Source organism: Demequina iriomotensis (genome assembly GCF_000971395.1).
GTDB lineage: Bacteria > Actinomycetota > Actinomycetes > Actinomycetales > Demequinaceae > Demequina > Demequina iriomotensis.
Map to the genome: position 1 here is coordinate 566416 of NZ_BBME01000009.1, position 18313 is coordinate 584728.

22 protein-coding genes are annotated in these 18313 nt (G+C 72.8%); 18 read left to right on the plus strand and 4 right to left on the minus strand.

Going from position 1 to position 18313, the window contains the following annotated elements; genetic code table 11:
* Positions 1 to 18: 18 nt before the first annotated feature.
* The 6 genes from rplQ to AOM09_RS02765 all read left to right on the plus strand — a co-directional run bounded on the left by rplQ (position 19) and on the right by AOM09_RS02765 (position 4893).
* Entirely contained in the window at positions 19 to 552 is a 534-nt protein-coding gene (gene rplQ, locus AOM09_RS02740) for a 50S ribosomal protein L17 (RefSeq protein ID WP_062383903.1), read from the plus strand.
* Positions 553 to 588: 36 nt separating this feature from the next.
* Positions 589 to 1443 (plus strand): tRNA pseudouridine(38-40) synthase TruA, encoded by an 855-nt coding sequence (gene truA / locus AOM09_RS02745; RefSeq protein WP_062383906.1) that lies wholly within the window; start codon positions 589 to 591, stop codon positions 1441 to 1443.
* 182 nt (positions 1444 to 1625) lie between these two features.
* The gene (gene rplM, locus AOM09_RS02750) at positions 1626 to 2069 is read left to right on the plus strand and encodes a 50S ribosomal protein L13 (RefSeq protein ID WP_062383910.1); all 444 of its coding nucleotides are present in this window, start codon (positions 1626 to 1628) and stop codon (positions 2067 to 2069) included.
* Between the two features lie 22 nt (positions 2070 to 2091).
* Positions 2092 to 2577, plus strand: a complete 486-nt coding sequence (rpsI, locus tag AOM09_RS02755; protein ID WP_062383914.1) for a 30S ribosomal protein S9 — start codon at positions 2092 to 2094, stop codon at positions 2575 to 2577.
* Positions 2578 to 2587: 10 nt separating this feature from the next.
* Positions 2588 to 3949: a phosphoglucosamine mutase gene (glmM, locus tag AOM09_RS02760; RefSeq protein WP_062383917.1), complete on the plus strand. Its 1362-nt coding sequence runs from the start codon at positions 2588 to 2590 to the stop codon at positions 3947 to 3949.
* Positions 3950 to 4143: 194 nt separating this feature from the next.
* Positions 4144 to 4893, plus strand: coding sequence for a DedA family protein (locus AOM09_RS02765; protein ID WP_062383920.1), 750 nt, complete (start codon positions 4144 to 4146; stop codon positions 4891 to 4893).
* Between the two features lie 239 nt (positions 4894 to 5132).
* On the opposite strand, the gene coaA is transcribed toward AOM09_RS02765, so the two are convergent.
* Complete coding sequence (gene coaA / locus AOM09_RS02770) at positions 5133 to 6107, minus strand: type I pantothenate kinase (protein WP_062383923.1); 975 nt, start codon at positions 6105 to 6107, stop codon at positions 5133 to 5135.
* Positions 6108 to 6185: 78 nt separating this feature from the next.
* Here coaA and glmS point away from each other — a divergent pair, with 78 nt between their 5' ends.
* Genes glmS through rimI form a run of 6 tightly spaced genes read left to right on the plus strand, consistent with a single transcriptional unit; the run spans position 6186 to position 11096 of the window.
* Positions 6186 to 8051, plus strand: a complete 1866-nt coding sequence (gene glmS, locus AOM09_RS02775) for a glutamine--fructose-6-phosphate transaminase (isomerizing) (RefSeq protein WP_062383926.1) — start codon at positions 6186 to 6188, stop codon at positions 8049 to 8051.
* A gap of 2 nt (positions 8052 to 8053) precedes the next feature.
* Positions 8054 to 8407, plus strand: a complete 354-nt coding sequence (locus AOM09_RS02780) for a holo-ACP synthase (RefSeq protein WP_062383930.1) — start codon at positions 8054 to 8056, stop codon at positions 8405 to 8407.
* Complete coding sequence (alr, locus tag AOM09_RS02785; protein ID WP_062383932.1) at positions 8407 to 9513, plus strand: alanine racemase; 1107 nt, start codon at positions 8407 to 8409, stop codon at positions 9511 to 9513. The genes AOM09_RS02780 and alr overlap by 1 nt, the downstream gene beginning before the upstream one ends.
* Positions 9510 to 10007, plus strand: coding sequence for a tRNA (adenosine(37)-N6)-threonylcarbamoyltransferase complex ATPase subunit type 1 TsaE (tsaE, locus tag AOM09_RS02790; protein ID WP_062383935.1), 498 nt, complete (start codon positions 9510 to 9512; stop codon positions 10005 to 10007). Before alr ends, tsaE begins: the two co-directional genes overlap by 4 nt.
* Before the next feature lie 4 nt (positions 10008 to 10011).
* The gene (tsaB, locus tag AOM09_RS02795) at positions 10012 to 10620 is read left to right on the plus strand and encodes a tRNA (adenosine(37)-N6)-threonylcarbamoyltransferase complex dimerization subunit type 1 TsaB (RefSeq protein ID WP_062383938.1); all 609 of its coding nucleotides are present in this window, start codon (positions 10012 to 10014) and stop codon (positions 10618 to 10620) included.
* The gene (gene rimI / locus AOM09_RS02800) at positions 10617 to 11096 is read left to right on the plus strand and encodes a ribosomal protein S18-alanine N-acetyltransferase (protein ID WP_062383941.1); all 480 of its coding nucleotides are present in this window, start codon (positions 10617 to 10619) and stop codon (positions 11094 to 11096) included. The genes tsaB and rimI overlap by 4 nt, the downstream gene beginning before the upstream one ends.
* Positions 11097 to 11128: 32 nt before the next feature.
* Here the strand turns inward: rimI and AOM09_RS02805 are convergent, their stop codons facing one another.
* Positions 11129 to 11758 carry a malonic semialdehyde reductase gene (locus AOM09_RS02805; protein ID WP_062383944.1) on the minus strand — a complete coding sequence of 210 codons (630 nt, stop codon included), beginning with the start codon at positions 11756 to 11758 and terminating at the stop codon, positions 11129 to 11131.
* A 109-nt stretch (positions 11759 to 11867) separates the two neighbouring features.
* On the opposite strand from AOM09_RS02805, the gene AOM09_RS02810 reads away from it, so the two are divergent.
* From AOM09_RS02810 to AOM09_RS02825, 4 genes are read left to right on the plus strand one after another with little or no spacing between them, the layout of a single operon-like run.
* Positions 11868 to 12113, plus strand: coding sequence for a ribbon-helix-helix protein, CopG family (locus tag AOM09_RS02810; RefSeq protein ID WP_062383947.1), 246 nt, complete (start codon positions 11868 to 11870; stop codon positions 12111 to 12113).
* Complete coding sequence (locus AOM09_RS02815) at positions 12107 to 12466, plus strand: type II toxin-antitoxin system PemK/MazF family toxin (RefSeq protein ID WP_062383950.1); 360 nt, start codon at positions 12107 to 12109, stop codon at positions 12464 to 12466. Before AOM09_RS02810 ends, AOM09_RS02815 begins: the two co-directional genes overlap by 7 nt.
* 34 nt (positions 12467 to 12500) lie before the next feature.
* A complete protein-coding gene (gene tsaD, locus AOM09_RS02820; protein ID WP_062383953.1) occupies positions 12501 to 13538 on the plus strand; it encodes a tRNA (adenosine(37)-N6)-threonylcarbamoyltransferase complex transferase subunit TsaD in 1038 nt (345 codons plus the stop codon).
* Positions 13538 to 15172, plus strand: a complete 1635-nt coding sequence (locus AOM09_RS02825; RefSeq protein ID WP_062383956.1) for a glycoside hydrolase family 3 N-terminal domain-containing protein — start codon at positions 13538 to 13540, stop codon at positions 15170 to 15172. The genes tsaD and AOM09_RS02825 overlap by 1 nt, the downstream gene beginning before the upstream one ends.
* On the opposite strand, the gene AOM09_RS02830 is transcribed toward AOM09_RS02825, so the two are convergent.
* Positions 15159 to 16040, minus strand: a complete 882-nt coding sequence (locus AOM09_RS02830; protein ID WP_062383959.1) for an ArgP/LysG family DNA-binding transcriptional regulator — start codon at positions 16038 to 16040, stop codon at positions 15159 to 15161. The genes AOM09_RS02825 and AOM09_RS02830 overlap by 14 nt on opposite strands.
* 70 nt (positions 16041 to 16110) lie before the next feature.
* Here AOM09_RS02830 and AOM09_RS02835 point away from each other — a divergent pair, with 70 nt between their 5' ends.
* Positions 16111 to 16719, plus strand: coding sequence for a LysE/ArgO family amino acid transporter (locus AOM09_RS02835; protein ID WP_062383962.1), 609 nt, complete (start codon positions 16111 to 16113; stop codon positions 16717 to 16719).
* 17 nt (positions 16720 to 16736) lie between these two features.
* The gene (locus tag AOM09_RS02840) at positions 16737 to 17027 is read left to right on the plus strand and encodes a helix-turn-helix domain-containing protein (RefSeq protein WP_062383964.1); all 291 of its coding nucleotides are present in this window, start codon (positions 16737 to 16739) and stop codon (positions 17025 to 17027) included.
* Here AOM09_RS02840 and AOM09_RS02845 read toward each other — a convergent pair.
* Positions 17024 to 18298 (minus strand): anaerobic sulfatase maturase, encoded by a 1275-nt coding sequence (locus AOM09_RS02845; RefSeq protein ID WP_082098753.1) that lies wholly within the window; start codon positions 18296 to 18298, stop codon positions 17024 to 17026. The genes AOM09_RS02840 and AOM09_RS02845 overlap by 4 nt on opposite strands.
* Between the last annotated feature and the right edge of the window lie 15 nt (positions 18299 to 18313).

Here is an 18313-nt window from a genome sequence, read left to right on the forward strand (position 1 = left end):
CAAGGAGAATTCTCAATCATGCCTACCCCCACCAAGGGTGCCCGCCTGGGCGGCGGTCCCGCGCACGAGCGTCAGATGCTCGCGAACCTCTCGCAGAGCCTCTTCGAGCACGGCCGCATCACCACCACCGTGACCAAGGCCAAGCGCCTGCGCCCGCACGCCGAGCGTCTCATCACCTTCGCGAAGCGCGGCGACCTCGCCTCGCGCCGCAAGGTGCTCGGGATCATCTCGGACAAGGGCGTCGTCCACAAGCTCTTCACCGAGATCGGCCCCGGCTTCGCCGAGCGTGACGGCGGCTACACCCGCATCACCAAGGTCGGCAACCGCAAGGGCGACAACGCCCCCATGGCCGTGATCGAGCTCGTCGAGTTCGGCACGCCCGCCAAGAAGGCCGTCGCCAAGGAGGCCGAGAAGGCCACCAAGAAGGCTGCGCCCAAGAAGGCCGAGAAGGTCGAGGAGGCCGCTGCCGTCGAGGAGACCGCGGCCGAGGAGACCGTCGAGGCAGTCGAGACCGAGGCCGTCGAGGCCGAGGCCGCCGACGACGCCAAGTAACTCCGCCCTCACAGGCAACCCGAGGCGGGTCCGCACATGCTCCCTGAGACTGTGCGGGCCCGCCTCGACCTTTCCTACGACGGCACCGACTTCTCCGGCTGGGCCACCCAGCCCGGCCTGAGGACGGTCCAGGGCGTTCTCGAGGATGCCCTCGCGCGCATCGTCCGCCAGGACGCGTACCCGCGCGTCACCGTCGCCGGCCGCACCGACGCGGGCGTTCACGCCCGCGGCCAGGTCGCCCACGTCGACCTCGCGGTTGAGGCATGGGCGCGCATGCCGGGCCGCGCGTCGCGCACCCCGGCGGAGGCCCTGCTCAGCCGCCTCAACGGCGTGCTTCCGGACGATGTGGTGGTCCGGTCCGTCGTCGAGGCACCGGCGGGCTTCGACGCGCGCTTCTCGGCCACGCAGCGTCGCTACGCCTACCGCGTCACCGACGCGGTGCCCGACGTCCTGCGGCGACGGCACGTCCTCGCGGTGAGCCGCCCGCTCGACGTCGACGCCCTCGAGGCCGCATCGTCCACCCTCACCGGGCTGCGCGACTTCGCCGCGTTCTGCCGCGGGCGCGAGGGCGCGACCACCATCCGCGACCTGCTGGAGCTCAGCTGGCGGCGCGAGACCGACGGTCCGGACGCCGGCCTGGTGGTCGCGACCGTGCGTGCGGACGCGTTCTGCCACTCGATGGTGCGCTCGCTCGTCGGCGCGCTGCTGACGGTGGGCGAGGGCCGCCGCGACCTCGACTGGCTCGCGCTGGTCGCGGCCTCCGAGGGGCGCTCGCAGGCCATCGCCGTCGCGCCGGCCCACGGACTCACCCTCGAGGAGGTCTCGTATCCGGACGATGCGCTCCTCGCCGCGCGCGCGGAGGCTACGCGAGGGCGCCGCACCCTGCCGTGACCGACGCGCGCACCCGGGACCCTCGGATTGAGATTCCGCGCGGGGCCGCGTATGATGGTGCGTCGTTGTGCGTTCCCTCGTGGACGGTGCCTCCCACTCGCCGCCGCAGGACCCGCCGACCGATTGCTTCGCGATGCCACCACGGCATCGTCCACCAGAACGAGTAGAAGTAAGGCTTCACAGTGCGTACGTATTCTCCCAAGCCGGGTGACGTCACCAAGAACTGGTACGTCATCGACGCTACTGACGTGGTCCTCGGTCGTCTGGCCTCCCAGGCCGCTTCGCTGCTTCGCGGCAAGCACAAGGCGACGTTCGCGCCCCACGTCGACGGCGGTGACTTCGTCATCGTCATCAACGCTGAGAAGGTGGCCCTCTCGGGCAACAAGCTCACCGACAAGATGGTCTACCGCCACTCGGGCTTCCCGGGCGGTCTCTCGGCCGTCCCGATCGGCGAGCTGCTCGAGAAGAACCCCCGTCGCGTGATCGAGAACGCGGTCAAGGGCATGCTGCCCAAGACCAAGCTCGGCGCCGCCCAGCTCAAGCACCTCAAGGTCTACGCCGGCGCGGAGCACCCGCACGCCGCGCAGCAGCCCGAGGTCTTCGAGATCTCCCAGGTCGCGCAGTAAGCGCCGCAGAGCTTAAGGATTGATGAAAGTGGCAGATGTGACCACCGAGGTCGAGAACGAGACCCCGTCCGAGTACACCACCGAGACCGTTGCCGAGCGCGGCAAGGGTGTCACCAACGTCGCCCCCGGCGCCGGCCTCGGCCGTCGCAAGGAGGCCGTCGCGCGCGTCCGTCTGGTGCCCGGCACCGGCAAGTGGACCATCAACGGTCGCGACATCGAGGACTACTTCCCGAACAAGGTCCACCAGCAGCTGGTGAACTCGCCGTTCGCGCTCCTCGACATCGAGGGCAAGTTCGACGTGCACGCCCGCATCCACGGCGGTGGCCCCTCGGGTCAGGCCGGTGCGCTTCGCCTCGGCGTCGCCCGCGCGCTGAACGAGATCGACGAGGAGAACAACCGCGCCACCCTCAAGAAGGCCGGCTTCCTCACCCGTGACGCCCGCGTCGTCGAGCGCAAGAAGGCCGGTCTCAAGAAGGCCCGCCGCGCGCCCCAGTACTCGAAGCGTTAATCTCTCGCGCATGGCGCGACTTTTCGGCACGGACGGTGTCCGGGGCCTCGCGAACCGCGACCTCACTGCGGAGCTGGCCGTCGACCTCTCGGTCGCGGCGGCTCACGTCCTGGGGGAGCGGGGCGAGTTCTCCGGCCACCGTCCTGTCGCAGTGATCGGCCGCGACACCCGCATCTCAGGCGAGTTCCTGGGGGCGGCTGTCGCGGCCGGTCTTGCTTCCGCGGGGGTCGACGTGCTCGACCTCGGCGTGGTGCCCACCCCCGCGGTGGCGTACCTGACCGCCTCCACGGGGGCGGACCTGGGGGTGGTGATCTCCGCGTCCCACAACCCCATGCCTGACAACGGCATCAAGTTCTTCGCGCGCGGGGGCCACAAGCTCGACGACTCGGTCGAGGAGGCCATCGAGGCGCGCGTGGGGGAGGACTGGTCGCGGCCCGTCGGCTCCGACGTCGGACGCATCGTCCCCTCCGCTCATCTCGCGGGCTCCTACGTGGAGCACGTCGTCGCGGCGGCCCGCGCCTTCGGCGGCTCGGAGCAGCCGCTCGCGGGCGTGCACATCGTGGTCGACGCCGCGCACGGCGCGGCGGCCCAGGTGGGTCCCGCGGCGCTCGAGGCCTCCGGCGCGCGCGTGACCGCGATCCACGCGACGCCCGACGGCCTCAACATCAACGACGGCGTGGGCTCGACCCACCTGGGCCTGCTGCAGGCCGCGGTGGTGGAGCACGGCGCCGACCTCGGCGTGGCGTTCGACGGCGACGCGGACCGCTGCCTTGCGGTCGACCACACCGGCGCGATCGTCGACGGCGACCAGATCATGGGGCTCCTCGCGATCGCCATGCGCGACGCGGGCACGCTCTACCACTCGACCCTCGTGGCGACGGTGATGAGCAACCTGGGCCTGCACCTGGCGATGCGCCGCGAGGGGATCGACATGGTCGAGGCCGCCGTGGGCGACCGGTACGTGCTCGAGGCGATGCGCGAGGGCGGCTACACGCTCGGCGGGGAGCAGTCGGGTCACGTCATCGTGGCGGAGCACGCGACCACGGGCGACGGCGTCCTCACCTCGCTGCTGATCGCGTCGCAGGTGGCCGCCAAGGGCGCCCTGCGCGACCTCTGCGCAGGCATCGAGTCGCTGCCGCAGGTGCTCGTCAACGTGCGCGGTGCGGACCGCTCGCGCGTCTACACCGACCTCGAGCTCCAGGCGGCCGTCGCGTCCGCCCGCCGCGCCCTCGGCGACACGGGCCGCGTGCTGCTGCGCCCCTCGGGGACCGAGCCGCTGGTGCGCGTGATGGTCGAGGCGGCGACCGCGGAGGACGCGCAGCGTCACGCGGACGCCCTCGCTGACGTCGTCCGGACGCGCCTCAGCCTCTGACGCCACCCTGACACTGGCAACGGAGTCGGTCCCGGTTCGACGGCGTGTCGAGGCCGGTGACCGCTCCCGGCGCGGCGAGATCCGTTGCTGCTGTCCGGGAGGTGGCGGGGAGACCGGCGGGTCATCCTCGCGGCGGCGTCGGATCAGGTGGTCCCCCCATCGCCGCGGTGGCGCGCACCTGGAAGACTGGCCGCGTGAACGACCTCTGGCACCTGCTGACCGACTGGTCCCATGAACTCGAGATCTGGGTCGAGTCGCTGATGGAGTCGCTGTGGATCTATCCGAGCGTGCTCCTGCTGTCGCTCGTCGACGGGGTCTTCCCCGTGGTGCCGTCGGAGTCCGTGGTGATCGCCACCGCCACCGCCTGGAAGCAGACGGGCACGCCCTGGGTCTGGCTGATCTGGATCTTCGCCGCGGTGGGCGCGTGGTGCGGCGACCAGCTCGCGTACCTGGTGGGTTCCAAGTTCGACGTCCGCAAGCACCCGTTCTTCGCGCGCTCCGGCGTGCGCAAGACGCTCGACTGGGCCGAGTCCACCCTTGAGCGCCGCGGCACCACGTTCATCATCGCGGCGCGCTTCATCCCCATGGGACGCGTCGCGGTCAACCTCACGGCGGGCGCCCTCGGGTACCCGCGCCAGTGGTTCATGATCGTCGACGCCGTCGCGGTCGCGATCTGGGCGACGTACGGCACCGCGCTGGGGATCTGGGCGGGGTCGATCTTCGAGAACCTGCTCGTGTCGATCGCGGTCGGCGTGGTCGGCGGCATCGTCCTCGGCATCCTCATCGACAAGATCCTCCAGCGGCTCGGCTTCGCGGAGCCGGAGATGCCCGACCTGTCCGCGCAGATCGAGGAACGGCTGGTGACCGGGGAGCTTCAGGTGCGCCCGCCGCGGCGCGAGCGCCGGCAGGGCCAGGCGGGTGCGGGGCCCGGCGACGGGGACTGAGCCAGGCGGGGAGGCGGCCCGCCCCCTCCCCTCCCTGACAGTGGCAACGGAATCGATCCCGACTCGCGGGCGAGAAGGCCGCGCCGGGGCCTCGTTCCCGGCGTGTCGCGCCGAGATCCGTTGCTACTGTCCGGCGGGCTCCGGTGACAGCGTCCGGCGGGCTCCGGTGACAGCGTCCGGCGGGCTCCGATGACAGCGTCCGGCGGGCTCCGGTGACGGTGTCCGGCGGGCGGGGAGGGTCAGAGCTTGCGCAGGCGCACCGACTCGACGCGGTGGTCCGGGCCCTTGTTGAGGATGATCGTCGCGCGTGAGCGCGTGGGCGCGATGTTGCGCGCGAGGTTGGGCGCGTTGACCGTGTCCCAGATCTGGCCCGCCACGTCGGTCGCCTGGGCGTCGGTGAGCGTCGAGTACGAGCGGAAGTACGAGTCGGGCCTCGCGAAGGCGGACTCGCGCAGCGCGAGGAAGCGCTCGATGTACCACCGGCGGATGTCCTCGGGGTGCGCGTCGACGTAGATGGACACGTCGAAGAAGTCGCTCACCGCGAGCTGCGAGGCGCCGGGCTCGCGCGTCTGCGAGGTCTGCAGCACGTTCAGCCCCTCGACGATGAGGATGTCGGGCTGGCGGACCACGACCTCCTGGTCGGGGACGATGTCGTACACCTGGTGCGAGTACACCGGCGCACGGACCTCGGGCGCACCGGACTTCACCTTGAGGATGAAGTCGCGCAGCGCGCGCCTGTCATAGGACTCCGGGAAGCCCTTGCGCGCCATGAGGTCCCGCTCCGCGAGCACGGCGTTCGGGTAGAGGAACCCGTCCGTGGTGAGCAGCGCGACGTGCGGCGAGGACGGCCAGCGCGCCATGAGCTCGCGCAGCAGGCGGGCCGTGGTCGACTTGCCGACCGCGACGGACCCCGCGACGCCGATGACGAACGGGGTGCGGGACGCGCGCTCGCCCAGGAACCGGCTGGTCGCGCTGTGCAGCAGGCCCGTCGCGCCCGAGTAGAGGTCGAGCAGGCGCGACAGCGGTCGGTAGATGCGGTCGACCTCGGCGATGTCGATGGGATCGCCCAGGCCCCGGACCGCCGCGATGTCGGCCTCGGTCAGCGGGAGCGGCGTCGCATCGGCGAGCGCCGCCCACTCGTCGCGCGCCAGGGTGACGTACGGGGTGCCCGCGTCGGACCGTCGCGCCTCGTTCACCCGCCCATTGTGGCGCATCGTCCCGGCCGGACGATGCGCGGGGCGCGCTCGCGCCCGCGGAGGGCGCGCGCACGGGCGGCATCTAGACTCGGGGGCATGTGTGGAATCGTCGGCTATGTGGGCTCGGGCGCGCCCGATGCGCGTCCCCAGGGCGTGGTGATGTCGGGTCTCGCGAGGCTCGAGTACCGGGGCTACGACTCCGCCGGGGTCGCCGTGGTGACCGCGGACCCCGAGCACGTCGGCATGCGCAAGAAGTCGGGCAAGCTGGTCAACCTCGAGAAGGAGCTCGCGCAGCGTCCCGTCGCGGACGGCACCGCGGCGATCGGCCACACGCGCTGGGCGACCCACGGCGCGCCCACGGACGCGAACGCGCACCCGCACCTGGCCGCCGGGGGGCGCATCGCGATCATCCACAACGGGATCATCGAGAACTTCTCCGCGCTCCGCGCCGAGCTCGCGGCCGAGGGCGTCGAGTTCCTGTCCGAGACGGACACCGAGGTCGCGGGCCACCTCCTGGCGCGCGAGGTGCTCGCGGGTCGCTCGCTCGCCGACGCGATGCGCACGATCACGCGCCGCCTCGAGGGCGCGTTCACGCTGCTCGCGGTCGACTCGCACGAGCCCCGCACGGTGGTGGGCGCGCGTCGCAACAGCCCGCTCGTGATCGGCCTGGGCGACGGCGAGAACTTCCTCGGCTCCGACGTGGTCGCGTTCATCGAGCACACGCGGACGGCTCTCGAGCTGCATCAGGACGAGGTGGTGGAGATCACGCCCGACCGCGTCACCATCACCGACACCGCGGGCCTCGTGGTCGAGCGCGAGCCGTACCACGTCGACTGGGACGCCTCGGCGGCTCAGAAGGGCGGGTTCCCGACCTTCATGGAGAAGGAGATCCACGACCAGCCGACGGCGGTCGCGGACACCCTGCGCGGTCGGATCGACGAGAAGGGCCGGCTCCAGCTCGACGGCGGCATGATCGACGAGTACGTGCTCAAGTCCATCGACAAGATCATCATCGTGGCGTGCGGCACGGCGTCGTACGCCGGGCTCACGGCGCGCTACGCCATCGAGCACTGGACGCGGATCCCCGTCGAGGTCGAGCTCGCGCACGAGTTCCGCTATCGCGACCCCATCGTGTCGATCAAGACGCTCGTGGTCGCCATCAGCCAGTCCGGCGAGACCATGGACACCATCATGGCCGTGCGCCACGCGCAGCAGCAGGGCGCGACGGTTATCGGCATCGTCAACGCGCAGGGCTCGACCATCGCGCGCGAGGCCGATGCGGTGCTCTACACGCGCGCCGGGCCCGAGATCGCAGTGGCGTCCACCAAGGCGTTCCTGGCCCAGATCACGGCGGGCTACCTGCTGGGCATCTACCTCGCGGAGCTGCGGGGCAACAAGTTCCCCGACGAGATCCAGGCGCTGCTCGAGCAGCTTGACGCGATCCCCGCGAAGATCCAGCGCGTGCTCGACGCGTCGGAGCCCATCCGCGAGGTCGCGCGCACGCTCGCGTCCGAGCAGACGGTGCTGTTCCTGGGCCGCCACGTGGGCTTCCCCGTCGCGCTCGAGGGCGCGCTCAAGCTCAAGGAGCTCGCGTACATCCACGCCGAGGGCTTCGCGGCCGGCGAGCTCAAGCACGGCCCCATCGCGCTGGTCGAGGAAGGGCTGCCGGTGTTCGTGGTGCTGCCCAGCCCGCGCGGATACGAGGCCCTCCACTCCAAGGTGATCTCCAACGTGCAGGAGGTCCGCGCGCGCGGCGCGCGCACGTTCGTCATCGCGGAGGAGGGCGACACCGAGGCGGCAAACTACGCGGAGCAAGTGTTCTACGTGCCCGCCGCGCCGGTGCTCATGCGCCCGCTGCTGTCGGTGGTGCCGCTGCAGCTGTTCGCGCTCGAGCTGGCCTCGGCCAAGGGCTACGACGTCGACCAGCCGCGCAACCTCGCCAAGTCCGTCACGGTGGAGTAGCCGTGGCCATCCTGGGCCTCGGCATCGACGTGGTCGAGATCTCCCGGTTCGAGGACGCGCTCGAGCGTTCCCCCGGATTCCTCGACCGGGTCTTCACGCCCGCCGAGCGTCACCTCGGGCACGCGAGCCTCGCCGCGAACTGGGCGGCCAAGGAGGCGCTCGCGAAGGCGCTCGGGGCTCCCAGCGGGTTGAGCTGGCAGGACTGCGAGGTGCTGCGCGGCGCGGGAGGAGCTCCCGTGCTCGAGGTGTCGGGAACGGTCGCCGCGCGTGTCGCGGCGCTCGGGATGACCTCGCTTCATGTGTCGCTGTCGCACGATGCGGGGATCGCCTCCGCCGTGGTGATCGGGGAGGGCTGATGTCGCGTCTCGAGGTGTCGGTGGACTACGCCGCGATCGCGCGCAACGTGTCCCGGCTGGCCGGGATGGCGCCCGGCGCCGCCGTCATGGCGGTGGTGAAGGCCGATGCGTACGGCCACGGCCTCGTGGACGCCGCCGCCGCGGCGCGCGAGGGCGGCGCGACCTGGCTCGGCGTCGCCCAGCCGGACGAGGCGCTCGCCCTGCGAGCCGCCGGCGACACCGGCCGCGTGCTGTGCTGGCTCTACGGGCCCGAGCTCCCCGCGCGCGGGCTCATCCGCGCGGGGGTGGACCTCAGCGCATCGTCGCTGCCGGTGCTCGACACCATCGTCGCCGCCGCGCGCATGTCGGGCGAGCGCGCGCGCGTGCACATCGCGATCGACACGGGGCTGTCGCGCGAGGGCGTGCGGCCGGAGGCGCTGCCCGCGCTGCTGGACGCCGCGCTCGCGGCGGACGATGCGGTCGAGGTCGTGGGCGCGTGGTCGCACCTCGCGTGGGCGGACCGTCCGGGCGACCCGACCATCGACCGCCAGGCCGCCGTGTTCCGGGAGGCGCTCGTGGTGATCGAGGAGCGCGGGATCGCGCTCGAGGTGCGCCACCTCGCGAACTCCGCCGCGACGCTCACCTGCCCCGACCTGCACTTCGACCTGGTCCGTCCCGGCATCGCGGTCTACGGCCTGCCGCCCGTGCCCGACGGGGGCGGCGGCGACTGGGGCCTCGAGCCCGCGATGCGGGTCACGGCCTCGCTCGCCCTGGTGAAGGACGTGCCGGCGGGCGAGGGCGTGAGCTACGGCCACGAGTACACGACCCCCCGCGACACCCGGCTCGGTCTGGTGACGGCCGGCTACTCGGACGGAATCTTCCGTTCCGCCGGGAACGGGCGCGGCCCGGTCGCCGTCGGCGGGCGCGCGCTGCGCATCGTGGGCCGCGTCTGCATGGACCAGGTGGTGCTCGACCTGGGGCCCGACGCGACGGAGCGTGCGGGCGACCAGGTGGTGCTCATCGGCGCCGACGGGCCCTCGGCGCGCGACTGGGCCGAGGCGGCGGGCACCATCGACTACGAGATCGTCTGCCGCTTCGGCGGCCTGAAGGAGAAGCAGCGCCCATGACCGCATCGTCCACCTTCACCGTCGCCGACGGCGACGCCATGCGCGCCCTGGCGCGCGACGTGCTCGCGCCGGCGCTCCGGCCCGGCGACGTGGTGATCCTGTCGGGCGACCTGGGCGCGGGGAAGACCACCTTCACGCAGGGCCTCGGCGCGGCGCTCGGCGTGCGCGGCCCCGTCGCGAGCCCCACGTTCATCATCGCGCGGACGCATCCGTCCGAGGTGGGCGGGCCCGCGCTCATCCACGTCGATGCGTACCGCCTCAACTCGCTCGCCGAGCTCGACGACCTGGACCTCGACGCCACCGTCGAGTCGTCCGTGACCGTGGTCGAGTGGGGCGAGGACAAGGCCGAGCAGCTGTCGCAGGACCGCGTGCACGTGATGATCGACCGCGAGCACGGCGGGGAGGTCGACATGGAGCGTCCCGACGAGGGCCTGCGCACCGTCACCTTCACCACCCACGGCGACCGCTGGGCCGGCGTCGCGCTCGTAGGCTAGTGCCGTGATCCTCGCGCTCGACACCTCGTCCGCCATCGCCGTCGCCCTCGTCTCGCCGTCCGGGGAGGTGCTCGCGCGCCGCTCCGAGTTCAACCCGCGGGGGCACGCCGAGCTGCTGTCCGGGCTGATCGAGTCCGTGCTGGGGGAGGCGGGTGTGTCGGGTGCGGAGGTGACGCGCATCGTCGTCGGCACCGGTCCCGCTCCGTTCACCGGCCTCCGCGTGGGGCTGATGACCGCGCGCACGCTCGGTCACGTCTGGGGCGTCCCGGTCGAGGGGGTGTGCTCGCTCGATGCGCTGGGCTCCGCGGCGCCCGGCGAGGTCACCGCGGTGGCCGATGCGCGTCGCAAGGAGGTCTACTGGGCGACCTACCGTGACGGGGTCCGGGTGTCCGGCCCGGAGGTGTCGGCGCCCGGCGACGTGCCCGTCGCGGGCGCCGTGCTCGGCCGCGGCGCGCTCCTGTACCCGGATGCGTTCCCGAACGCGGTCGAGGGCGACCCGGATCCTGCACTCCTCGTGGGCGTCGCGGATCGCCTGCGCGCGGAGGGCGCCGACCTGTCGACGGAGCCGCTCTACCTGCGCCGGCCCGACGTGCACGGGGTGCCCGGGGCGTGATCGCGATCCGCGATCTCACGGAGGCGGACCTGCCGTGGATGGCGGACGTCGAGCGCGAGCTCTTCGGCGCGTCCGCGTGGTCGCGCGAGCTCATCACGCATGACTACCTCTACGGCTTCGCGCGCTACCGCGGCCTGGAGCTCGATGGCGCGCTGGTCGGCTACGCGGTCTACGGCTACGACGGCGACGCGTTCCACCTCATGAACCTCGCCGTCGTGCCCGCCGTGCGCGGACGCGGGCTCGGGCGCGCGCTGCTCGAGGACTTCCTCGGGGAGGCGCGCTCCGAGGGCGTGGCCGACGCCTGGCTCGAGGTCGCGGTCGACAACGAGCCGGCGCTCGGGCTCTATCGCGCGCACGGGTTCGAGGACGTGCGGGTGCGTCGGAAGTACTACCAGCCCGAGGGTGTGGACGCGCTGGTCATGCGGGTGCAGCTGCGCGGGTACGAACCCGGGGCCGGCGTCGACTCGGAGAGCTGAGGGTCCCGGCGCGTCCGGGGGTGGGCCGGGCGTCAGAGCTCGCGGACGCCCAGCTCCGCCGGGATCCGGCCGCGGCGGTCGCCCGACCGGTCGTCGCCGGTGGTGGGCCAGCCCACGCCGAGGAGGACCTCGGAGCGCCAGCCCTCGGGAAGCAGCGCGTCATCGAGGGCGCCCTTGTCGAATCCGCCGTACGGGCGCAGCGCGAGGCCCTCGGCGCGCAGCGCGACGATGAGGTAGCCCAGCTGGAGCATCGCGCCCGAGTGGGCGAGGGCGCCGCGCATCTCGGGGTTCGCCTCGAAGCGGTCCGCGAGCTCGGGCATGCCGGGCGCCCAGATCTCGTGCTGGGAGTGGAAGCGGTCGTCGTGGGCGGCGACCAGGAGCAACGGCGCCTGCTCGAGCTTGGGCCGGTTGAACGGCATCGCGGCGTCGAGGACGGCTGCGCGGGCGGCCTCCGAGCGAGCGACCACCAGGCGCAGCGGCTGAGTGTTGTTGCTGGTCGGGCCGAACTTCGCGAGATCCCAGGCCCGGGTCACCGTGGACGCGTCGACCGGGCGGTCCTCGAAGGCGATCGCGGAGCGGGCCGCGGTGAACAGCGCGGCGCGCGCCTGAGCGTCCAGGGCGAAGGGAGCGAGGGTGGACTCGGGAAGGTTCGCGGTTGTCATATCAACAATTGTGCGCCCGCAAGGGCCGTGCTCGCGACGGCCGGAGGTCCTGGGAGGAAGCTGTCCCCGTCCCGTGGACGTCGCGGTGATACCGGGTGATACTCGAGCCATGAAGACCGCGATCTCCCTGCCCGACCCGGTGTTCGAAGCCGTCACCGCGCGGGCGGCCGCGCTCGGCGTGAGCCGTTCCGAGTTCCTCTCGATCGCCGCGCAGCGGTATCTGCACGACCTCGATGCGAGCTCGGTGACCGCACGCATCGACAGCGTCCTCGAAAGGGTCGCTCTCGCCGAGGACGAGTCGAGCCGATTCGCACGCGACGCGGGCCGCCGTCTGCTCGAGGACGAAGGATGGTGACCGGACCGCATGAGATCGCTCGCGGTGACGTGAGGTGGGCGGACCTTGGTCCGCCGCGCGGAAGCGCGCCCGCGCACCGGCGGCCCGTGCTCGTGGTTCAGGCGGACGGGTACAACCGTTCGAGGCTCGGCACGGTCGCGGTGCTGGCGATCACGAGCAACACCGCGCTCGCGGAGCTGCCGGGCAACGTCTTCCTCCCGGCGGACGCGACGGGCCTGCCGAGGGACTCGTGCGTCAACGTCACCGCGCTCGCCACCGTCGATCGTGAGGCGCTCGGAGCCGGCGCCGGGCGATTGCCCTCCCACCTCATGGAGGAGGTCGATCGGGGTCTGCGGGCGTTCCTGGCGCTCTGACGTCGCCGCCCGCGCCCGCGACTACAGTTGACCCGTGGCTTTGGTACTGGGACTCGAGAGCACCTGCGATGAGACGGGCGTCGCGCTCGTCGAGGACGGCGAGCTGCTCGCCGACGTCGTCGCCTCCTCCATGGACGAGCACGCACGCTTCGGCGGCATCGTCCCCGAGGTCGCCTCGCGCGCCCACCTCGAAGCCGTGCTGCCCACGCTCGACGAGGCGCTGAGCCGCGCCGGCCGCACGCTGTCGCAGGTCGATGCGGTCGCCGTCGCCGCGGGCCCCGGGCTCGTCGGCTCGCTCACGGTCGGGAACTCGGCGGCCAAGGCGCTCGCGCTCGGCCTCGGCCGGCCGCTCTACGGCGTCAACCACGTCATCGGCCATGCCGCCGTCGACCAGCTGGTCCACGGCCGCTTCCCCGACCGGACCATGGCGCTGGTCGTGTCGGGAGGGCACACCTCGCTGCTCATGGTCGACGACATCGCGACGCGGGTGACCGAGCTCGGCCACACGCTGGACGATGCGGCGGGCGAGGCCTTCGACAAGGTGGGGCGTCTGCTGGGCCTGCCGTATCCGGGAGGCCCCCATGTCGACCGGCTCGCGCGCGAGGGCGACCCCGAGGCGATTCCCTTCCCTCGCGGCCTGTCCAAGCCCAAGGACATGGCCAAGCACGCCTACGACTTCTCCTTCTCGGGGCTCAAGACCGCGGTCGCGCGCTGGGTCGAGGCCCGTCGCGACTCGGGCCAGGAGGTCCCGATCGAGGACGTGTGCGCGAGCTTCGCGGCGGCGGTCGCCGATGTGCTCGTGACGAAGACCCTCAACGCGTGCCGCGAGCACGACGTCGAGACCCTGGTGATCGGCGGGGGCTTCTCGGCCAACAGCCAGCTGCGCGAGCTCGCGCAGGCGCGCGGCGAGGCGGCGGGCATCGACGTCCGCATCCCGCCGCTGCGCTACTGCACCGACAACGGCGCCATGATCGCGGCGCTCGGCTCGGCCGTGGTCGAGGCGGGCGTGGCGCCCAGCCGCCTCGACATCGGGGTGGACTCGTCCATGCCGCTGTCGACCATCACGGTCTGATGCGCGGGGCCGCGGCGGGGGTGCTCGCCGCGCTTCTCCTCGCCGCCTGCACGGCGGCCGACGGCGACGGCGCGGGGACGCCTTCGCCCACGCCTCCCGCTCCGGTGGACGCTCCCGTGCCGGCGGTCACCGCATCGTCCCTCCCCGCCCCGGTCGCGACCGTCGACGTCGAGACGCTCGCGTGGGGGCCCAGCGTCGCGGCGTGGGAGGACGCGCTCGCGACCGCGCGGGCGCTGCCGCTCGCGCACGCCGCCGGCCAGGTCGTCGTCACCGACCTCTACACGCCCGACGTCGACGTCGCGGTCGATCGCGTGACCCGCCACCACCTCGGCGGCGTGATCCTCATGGACGGAGCGGCGCCGTCCGACGATGCGGTCGCCGCGCTCGCCGACGCCCTCGACGGCGCTGACGGCCGCGACTGGCCGGTGTGGATCTCCGCCGACGAGGAGGGCGGCGTGGTCTCGCGGCTCTCCTCCGCCGTGCCGAGCCTGCCCGCCTTCATGGCGGCCGGCGCCGCCACCGATCCGGACGCGGTGACCGAGGCGTACCGCTCGTCCGCGGCCGACATGCGCGCGCTCGGCGTCAACGTGGACTACGCGCCGGTGGCCGACGTCACCATCGGCACCGCCGACCCGATCATCCGCACGCGCAGCGCGGGGGACGACCCGTCGGAGGTGGCCGCGACCGTCACCGTCGCGGTCGACGGCTATCTCGACGGCGGCGTGGTGCCCGTCATCAAGCACTTCCCGGGTCACGGCTCCGTCACCGTCGACTCGCACGTCGGGCTGCCGGTCCAGGACCGGTCCGTCACGCGCCTTGCGAAGAACGACCTGGTGCCGTTCGCGCGGGCGATCGACGCGGGGGCGCCGGTGGTGATGATGGGGCACATCGTGGTGCCCGAGTGGGGTGACGAGGCGGCGACCTTCGCGCCCGCGGCCTACGCTCACCTGCGCGAGGAACTGGGCTTCACCGGGGTGATCGTCACGGATGCGCTCAACATGGGTGCCGTGACGGCGACGCGGGACTCCGGCGAGGCCGCCGTCGACGCGTTGGCCGCCGGCGCCGACGTGCTCCTCATGCCGCGCAACGCTGGCGCCGCGGCCGAGGCGATCGTGCGTGCCGTGAAGGACGGCTCGCTCGACCGCGCGCGGCTCGACGAGGCCGCAGCGCGCTCGATCCTGCTGATGCGATGGTCCGAGGGCCTGGGCGGCGACCCGGCCTCGGCGGCCTACGCGAGGACGTTCGCCGCGGCCGGCATCACGGTCGCGACGGGGGACTGCACGACGCCCCTGGTGGGGCGGCGCGCACGCATCGTGGCGGGTACGGACGATGCGCGGCGCACCCTCGCCGCGCACCTCGAGGCGGCGGGGGTCGAGGTGGGCGAGCGCGGCACCTCGATCGCGCTCGTCGGCTCGGGGAGCGTGCGCGCGGAGGCCGACGTGGTGGTGTCGCTGGGCGACCCGTGGGGCCTCTTCGGGTCTCGGGCCGACGCGTACGTCGCGACCTACGGTGCGTCGCGCGCCGCGCTCGCGGGCCTCGCGGATGTGCTGGTGGGCGACGCCGCGCCGGGCGGTGCATGGCCGGTCGCCATGGGGGCGGAGCCGTTCCCGGCGTGCGCCGTCAGCGAGGGTTGAGCGGCTCGAGCGCCCCGCGCGCCGCCGCCGCGATCGCCTCGGCCACGGCGTCGAGGTCGGAGGAGTGCACCCGCCACTGCTGCCAGTAGAGCGCGACGGCGAGGGTCGGCTCGCCGAGCTCGACGAGGTCGAGCCCCGTGCGCTGCGCCGAAGGCAGGAGGCCCCACCCGAGCCCGAGGGCGATCGCCTGCGCGAACTCGGTGGAGGACGGCACCTGGAAGCGCGGGGGAGCCGCGGACGGGGCGTGCACGGCGAGCCAGCGGCTCTGGAGATCGTCGCGGCGGTCGAAGTCGATCACGGGCGCGTGCGCGAGCGCATCGGCCCTGGCGCCGTCGGGGAACCAGCGCGCGGCGAAGGCGGGCGACGCGACCGCGCGGTAGGTCATCCGCCCGAGCGGGGTCACCGTGCAGCCGGGCACGGCCGCCGCTCGGGTGGTCACCGCCGCGACTACCGAGCCGCGCGCGAGCAGCTCCGCGGTGAAGGACTCGTCCTCGCGGTGCAGCTGGACCGTCGTGCCGAGCGACGCGCCGAGCGCCGCGATCGGCGCGAGCAGCCACGTCGCGAGCGAGTCCGCGTTCACGGCGATCGGCAGGGGCGCGGACCGCTCGCCGGCGAGGCCGAGCGCGAGCGACGCGTCCGCCTCGAGCAGCGCCGCCTGGCGGCCGTACCTCACCACAGCCTCACCGGGCTCCGTCGCGCGGACGGGCCGCGAGCGGATGAGGAGCACCTGACCGGCGAGCCGCTCGAGGGTCGCGAGGCGCTGGCTCACCGCCGACTGCGTGATGTGCAGCTCGCCGGCGGCCGCCTCGAGGGACCCCGCGTCGACCACGACCGCGAGCGTATGCGCGAGGTCGGCGGGGATCTTCATATAAGCAACGCTAATGCAGTACTCACAATTGTGAGTAGCGCTGTGGAAAACCGGTGGATAGCGTGTCGCCGTGACCTACCTCTCCGGACTCGGCCTCGGGCTGTCCCTCATCGTCGCGATCGGCGCGCAGAACGTGTTCGTGCTGCGGCAAGGGCTGCGGCGCGAGCACGTCGGGCTGGTCGTGCTCATCTGTGCGCTCTCGGACGCGGTGCTCATCGCGGCCGGAGTCGCGGGGGTGGGTGCGGCGATCGCGTCGGTGCCCTGGCTCATCACGGCGGCGCGATGGGCGGGCGCGGCGTTCCTCGCCGTGTACGCGGTGCTCGCGGCGCGACGGGCGCTGAGCCCTCAGGGCGAGACGCTCGAGGCGGGCGAGGCGCCCGTCCCGACCGCCGCATCGGCGCGCGCCGTCGCCGCGACCTGCCTCGCGCTGACGTGGCTCAACCCGCACGTCTACCTCGACACCGTGGTGCTCCTCGGGACGGTCTCGTCGACCCACGACCCCCGCTGGATGTTCGCCGCCGGCGCCATCACGGGCAGCATCCTCTGGTTCGCGGGCCTGGGCTACGGCGCACGCCTGCTGTCGGGCGTGCTCGCGCGGCCCGGGGCATGGCGCGTGCTCGACGGAGCGATCGCGATCGTCATGGCGGTGCTCGCCGTGTCGCTCGCGGCCGGCGCGTGAGTCTCTAGGCTGACGCCATGGCACGGATCACCGAGGAGCAGGTCGCCGAGGTGCGCCGTCGCGTCGAGTCCGGCGAGAGGCGCCTCGACGTGGCGGAGGCGCTCGGGATCTCGAAGGCGAGCGTCGACTCGATCATGAGCGGGCGTCGCGGAGGCCCGTCCCGGCGCGCCGGGACGCTCACAGGCGAGGACAAGGCGCGCATCGTGACGCTCGCGGCGGCCGGCATGTCGCAGACCGCGATCGCGCGCGAGGTGGGCACCAGCCAGCAGATGGTGTCGAAGCTGCTCAAGGAGCGGCAGGCGGGCTAGCCGAGCGTCGGCCCGACGACCTCGGCCATCCTCCGGATTGTCGGCTCGGCGTGCGAGAAGAACCGGAGGTAGCCCGCGCACAGGTGGTTGAGCCCGGGCTCGCCGTCCGCGGTCCGGTCGAAGCGGTCCTTCGGGCAGCCTCCGTGGCATGCCCACCGCACCGGGCACTCCCGGCACTGCTGCGGCAGGGTGGAGCGCTTCGCCTCGCCGAACGCGCGCTGCGCGGGCGACTGGAGCATCGACTGCAGCGACCGCTCCGCGACGTTGCCGAGCAGGTACCCGGGCTCGACGTAGTGGTCGCACGCGTAGACGTCGCCCGTGTGCTCCACGGCGAGCGCGCCGCCGCACTCGGGGGCGTGGACGCACATCGAGTACTGGCCGAGCGCGTTGCCGAGCATGATGTCGAAGTGCTGCACGTACACGGTGCCGACGTCGTGGGCGGCCCACTCGTCGAAGATCGCGGTGAGGAACGCGCCCCACGCAGCCGGATCCACGCTCCGCGATGTGACCGCGTCGCCCTCCTGGCGGTAGAGGATGCGGGTGCCGTTGCCGTCCTTCCACCCCTGCTCCGCGATCGGGAGCTGCTCCCGGGTGACGCGCTCCACGATCGGGATGAACTGCACGTGGCGCGCGCCGAGGGTGTCGCGGAAGTAGCGGTACACCTCGAGGCCGTGGCCCTGGTTGGCCGCGTGCACGGTGCAGAGGATGTTGAAGTCGACGCCGTGACGTTGCAGGACCGAGAGCCCGCGCATCACCTGCGCGTGCGTGGCCCTTCCCGCCTTGTTGACGCGGTAGGCGTCGTGCAGGTGCGCCGGACCGTCGACGCTGAGGCCGATGAGGAAGCCGTGCTGCGCGAGGAACTCGCCCCACGCATCGTCCAGCAGGGTGCCGTTGGTCTGCAGCGTGTGCCGGACGGTCTGGGCCGGGCGCCGGAGCTGCTCCGCGAGCGCGACCGCGCGCCGGAAGAAGGGGAGCCCGCGCATGGTCGGCTCGCCGCCCTGCCACGCGATCTCGACCTCGCCGTCGGGCTGCGAGCGCAGGAGGTTGGCGAGGTACGCCTCGAGGCCCGCCTCGGTCATGCGCTGGCCGTCGCCGTCGTAGAGCAGCTCCTTGGAGAGGAAGAAGCAGTACGTGCAATCGAGGTTGCAGGCGGCGCCGGTCGGCTTCGCGAGGACCGTGAAGGGGAGCCGCCGTCGTCCACCGGCCGTGAGCGGGTCGAGGCCCGGGACGGTGACGACGACGGGGTGATCGGGTGTGGGCGAATCGGACATGTGGTGACAATTCTA

Coding starts and splice junctions, on each gene's coding strand:
- coaA (WP_062383923.1), bottom strand. CDS start 6,107: ATGCGCCACAATGGGCGGGTGAACGAGGCGCGACGGTCCGACGCGGGC.
- AOM09_RS02810 (WP_062383947.1), top strand. CDS start 11,868: ATGAAGACCGCGATCTCCCTGCCCGACCCGGTGTTCGAAGCCGTCACC.
- AOM09_RS02845 (WP_082098753.1), bottom strand. CDS start 18,298: ATGTCCGATTCGCCCACACCCGATCACCCCGTCGTCGTCACCGTCCCG.
- alr (WP_062383932.1), top strand. CDS start 8,407: ATGTCGCGTCTCGAGGTGTCGGTGGACTACGCCGCGATCGCGCGCAAC.
- truA (WP_062383906.1), top strand. CDS start 589: ATGCTCCCTGAGACTGTGCGGGCCCGCCTCGACCTTTCCTACGACGGC.
- AOM09_RS02815 (WP_062383950.1), top strand. CDS start 12,107: ATGGTGACCGGACCGCATGAGATCGCTCGCGGTGACGTGAGGTGGGCG.
- tsaE (WP_062383935.1), top strand. CDS start 9,510: ATGACCGCATCGTCCACCTTCACCGTCGCCGACGGCGACGCCATGCGC.
- glmM (WP_062383917.1), top strand. CDS start 2,588: ATGGCGCGACTTTTCGGCACGGACGGTGTCCGGGGCCTCGCGAACCGC.
- AOM09_RS02825 (WP_062383956.1), top strand. CDS start 13,538: ATGCGCGGGGCCGCGGCGGGGGTGCTCGCCGCGCTTCTCCTCGCCGCC.
- rplQ (WP_062383903.1), top strand. CDS start 19: ATGCCTACCCCCACCAAGGGTGCCCGCCTGGGCGGCGGTCCCGCGCAC.
- AOM09_RS02840 (WP_062383964.1), top strand. CDS start 16,737: ATGGCACGGATCACCGAGGAGCAGGTCGCCGAGGTGCGCCGTCGCGTC.
- AOM09_RS02805 (WP_062383944.1), bottom strand. CDS start 11,758: ATGACAACCGCGAACCTTCCCGAGTCCACCCTCGCTCCCTTCGCCCTG.
- AOM09_RS02830 (WP_062383959.1), bottom strand. CDS start 16,040: ATGAAGATCCCCGCCGACCTCGCGCATACGCTCGCGGTCGTGGTCGAC.
- glmS (WP_062383926.1), top strand. CDS start 6,186: ATGTGTGGAATCGTCGGCTATGTGGGCTCGGGCGCGCCCGATGCGCGT.
- rpsI (WP_062383914.1), top strand. CDS start 2,092: ATGAAAGTGGCAGATGTGACCACCGAGGTCGAGAACGAGACCCCGTCC.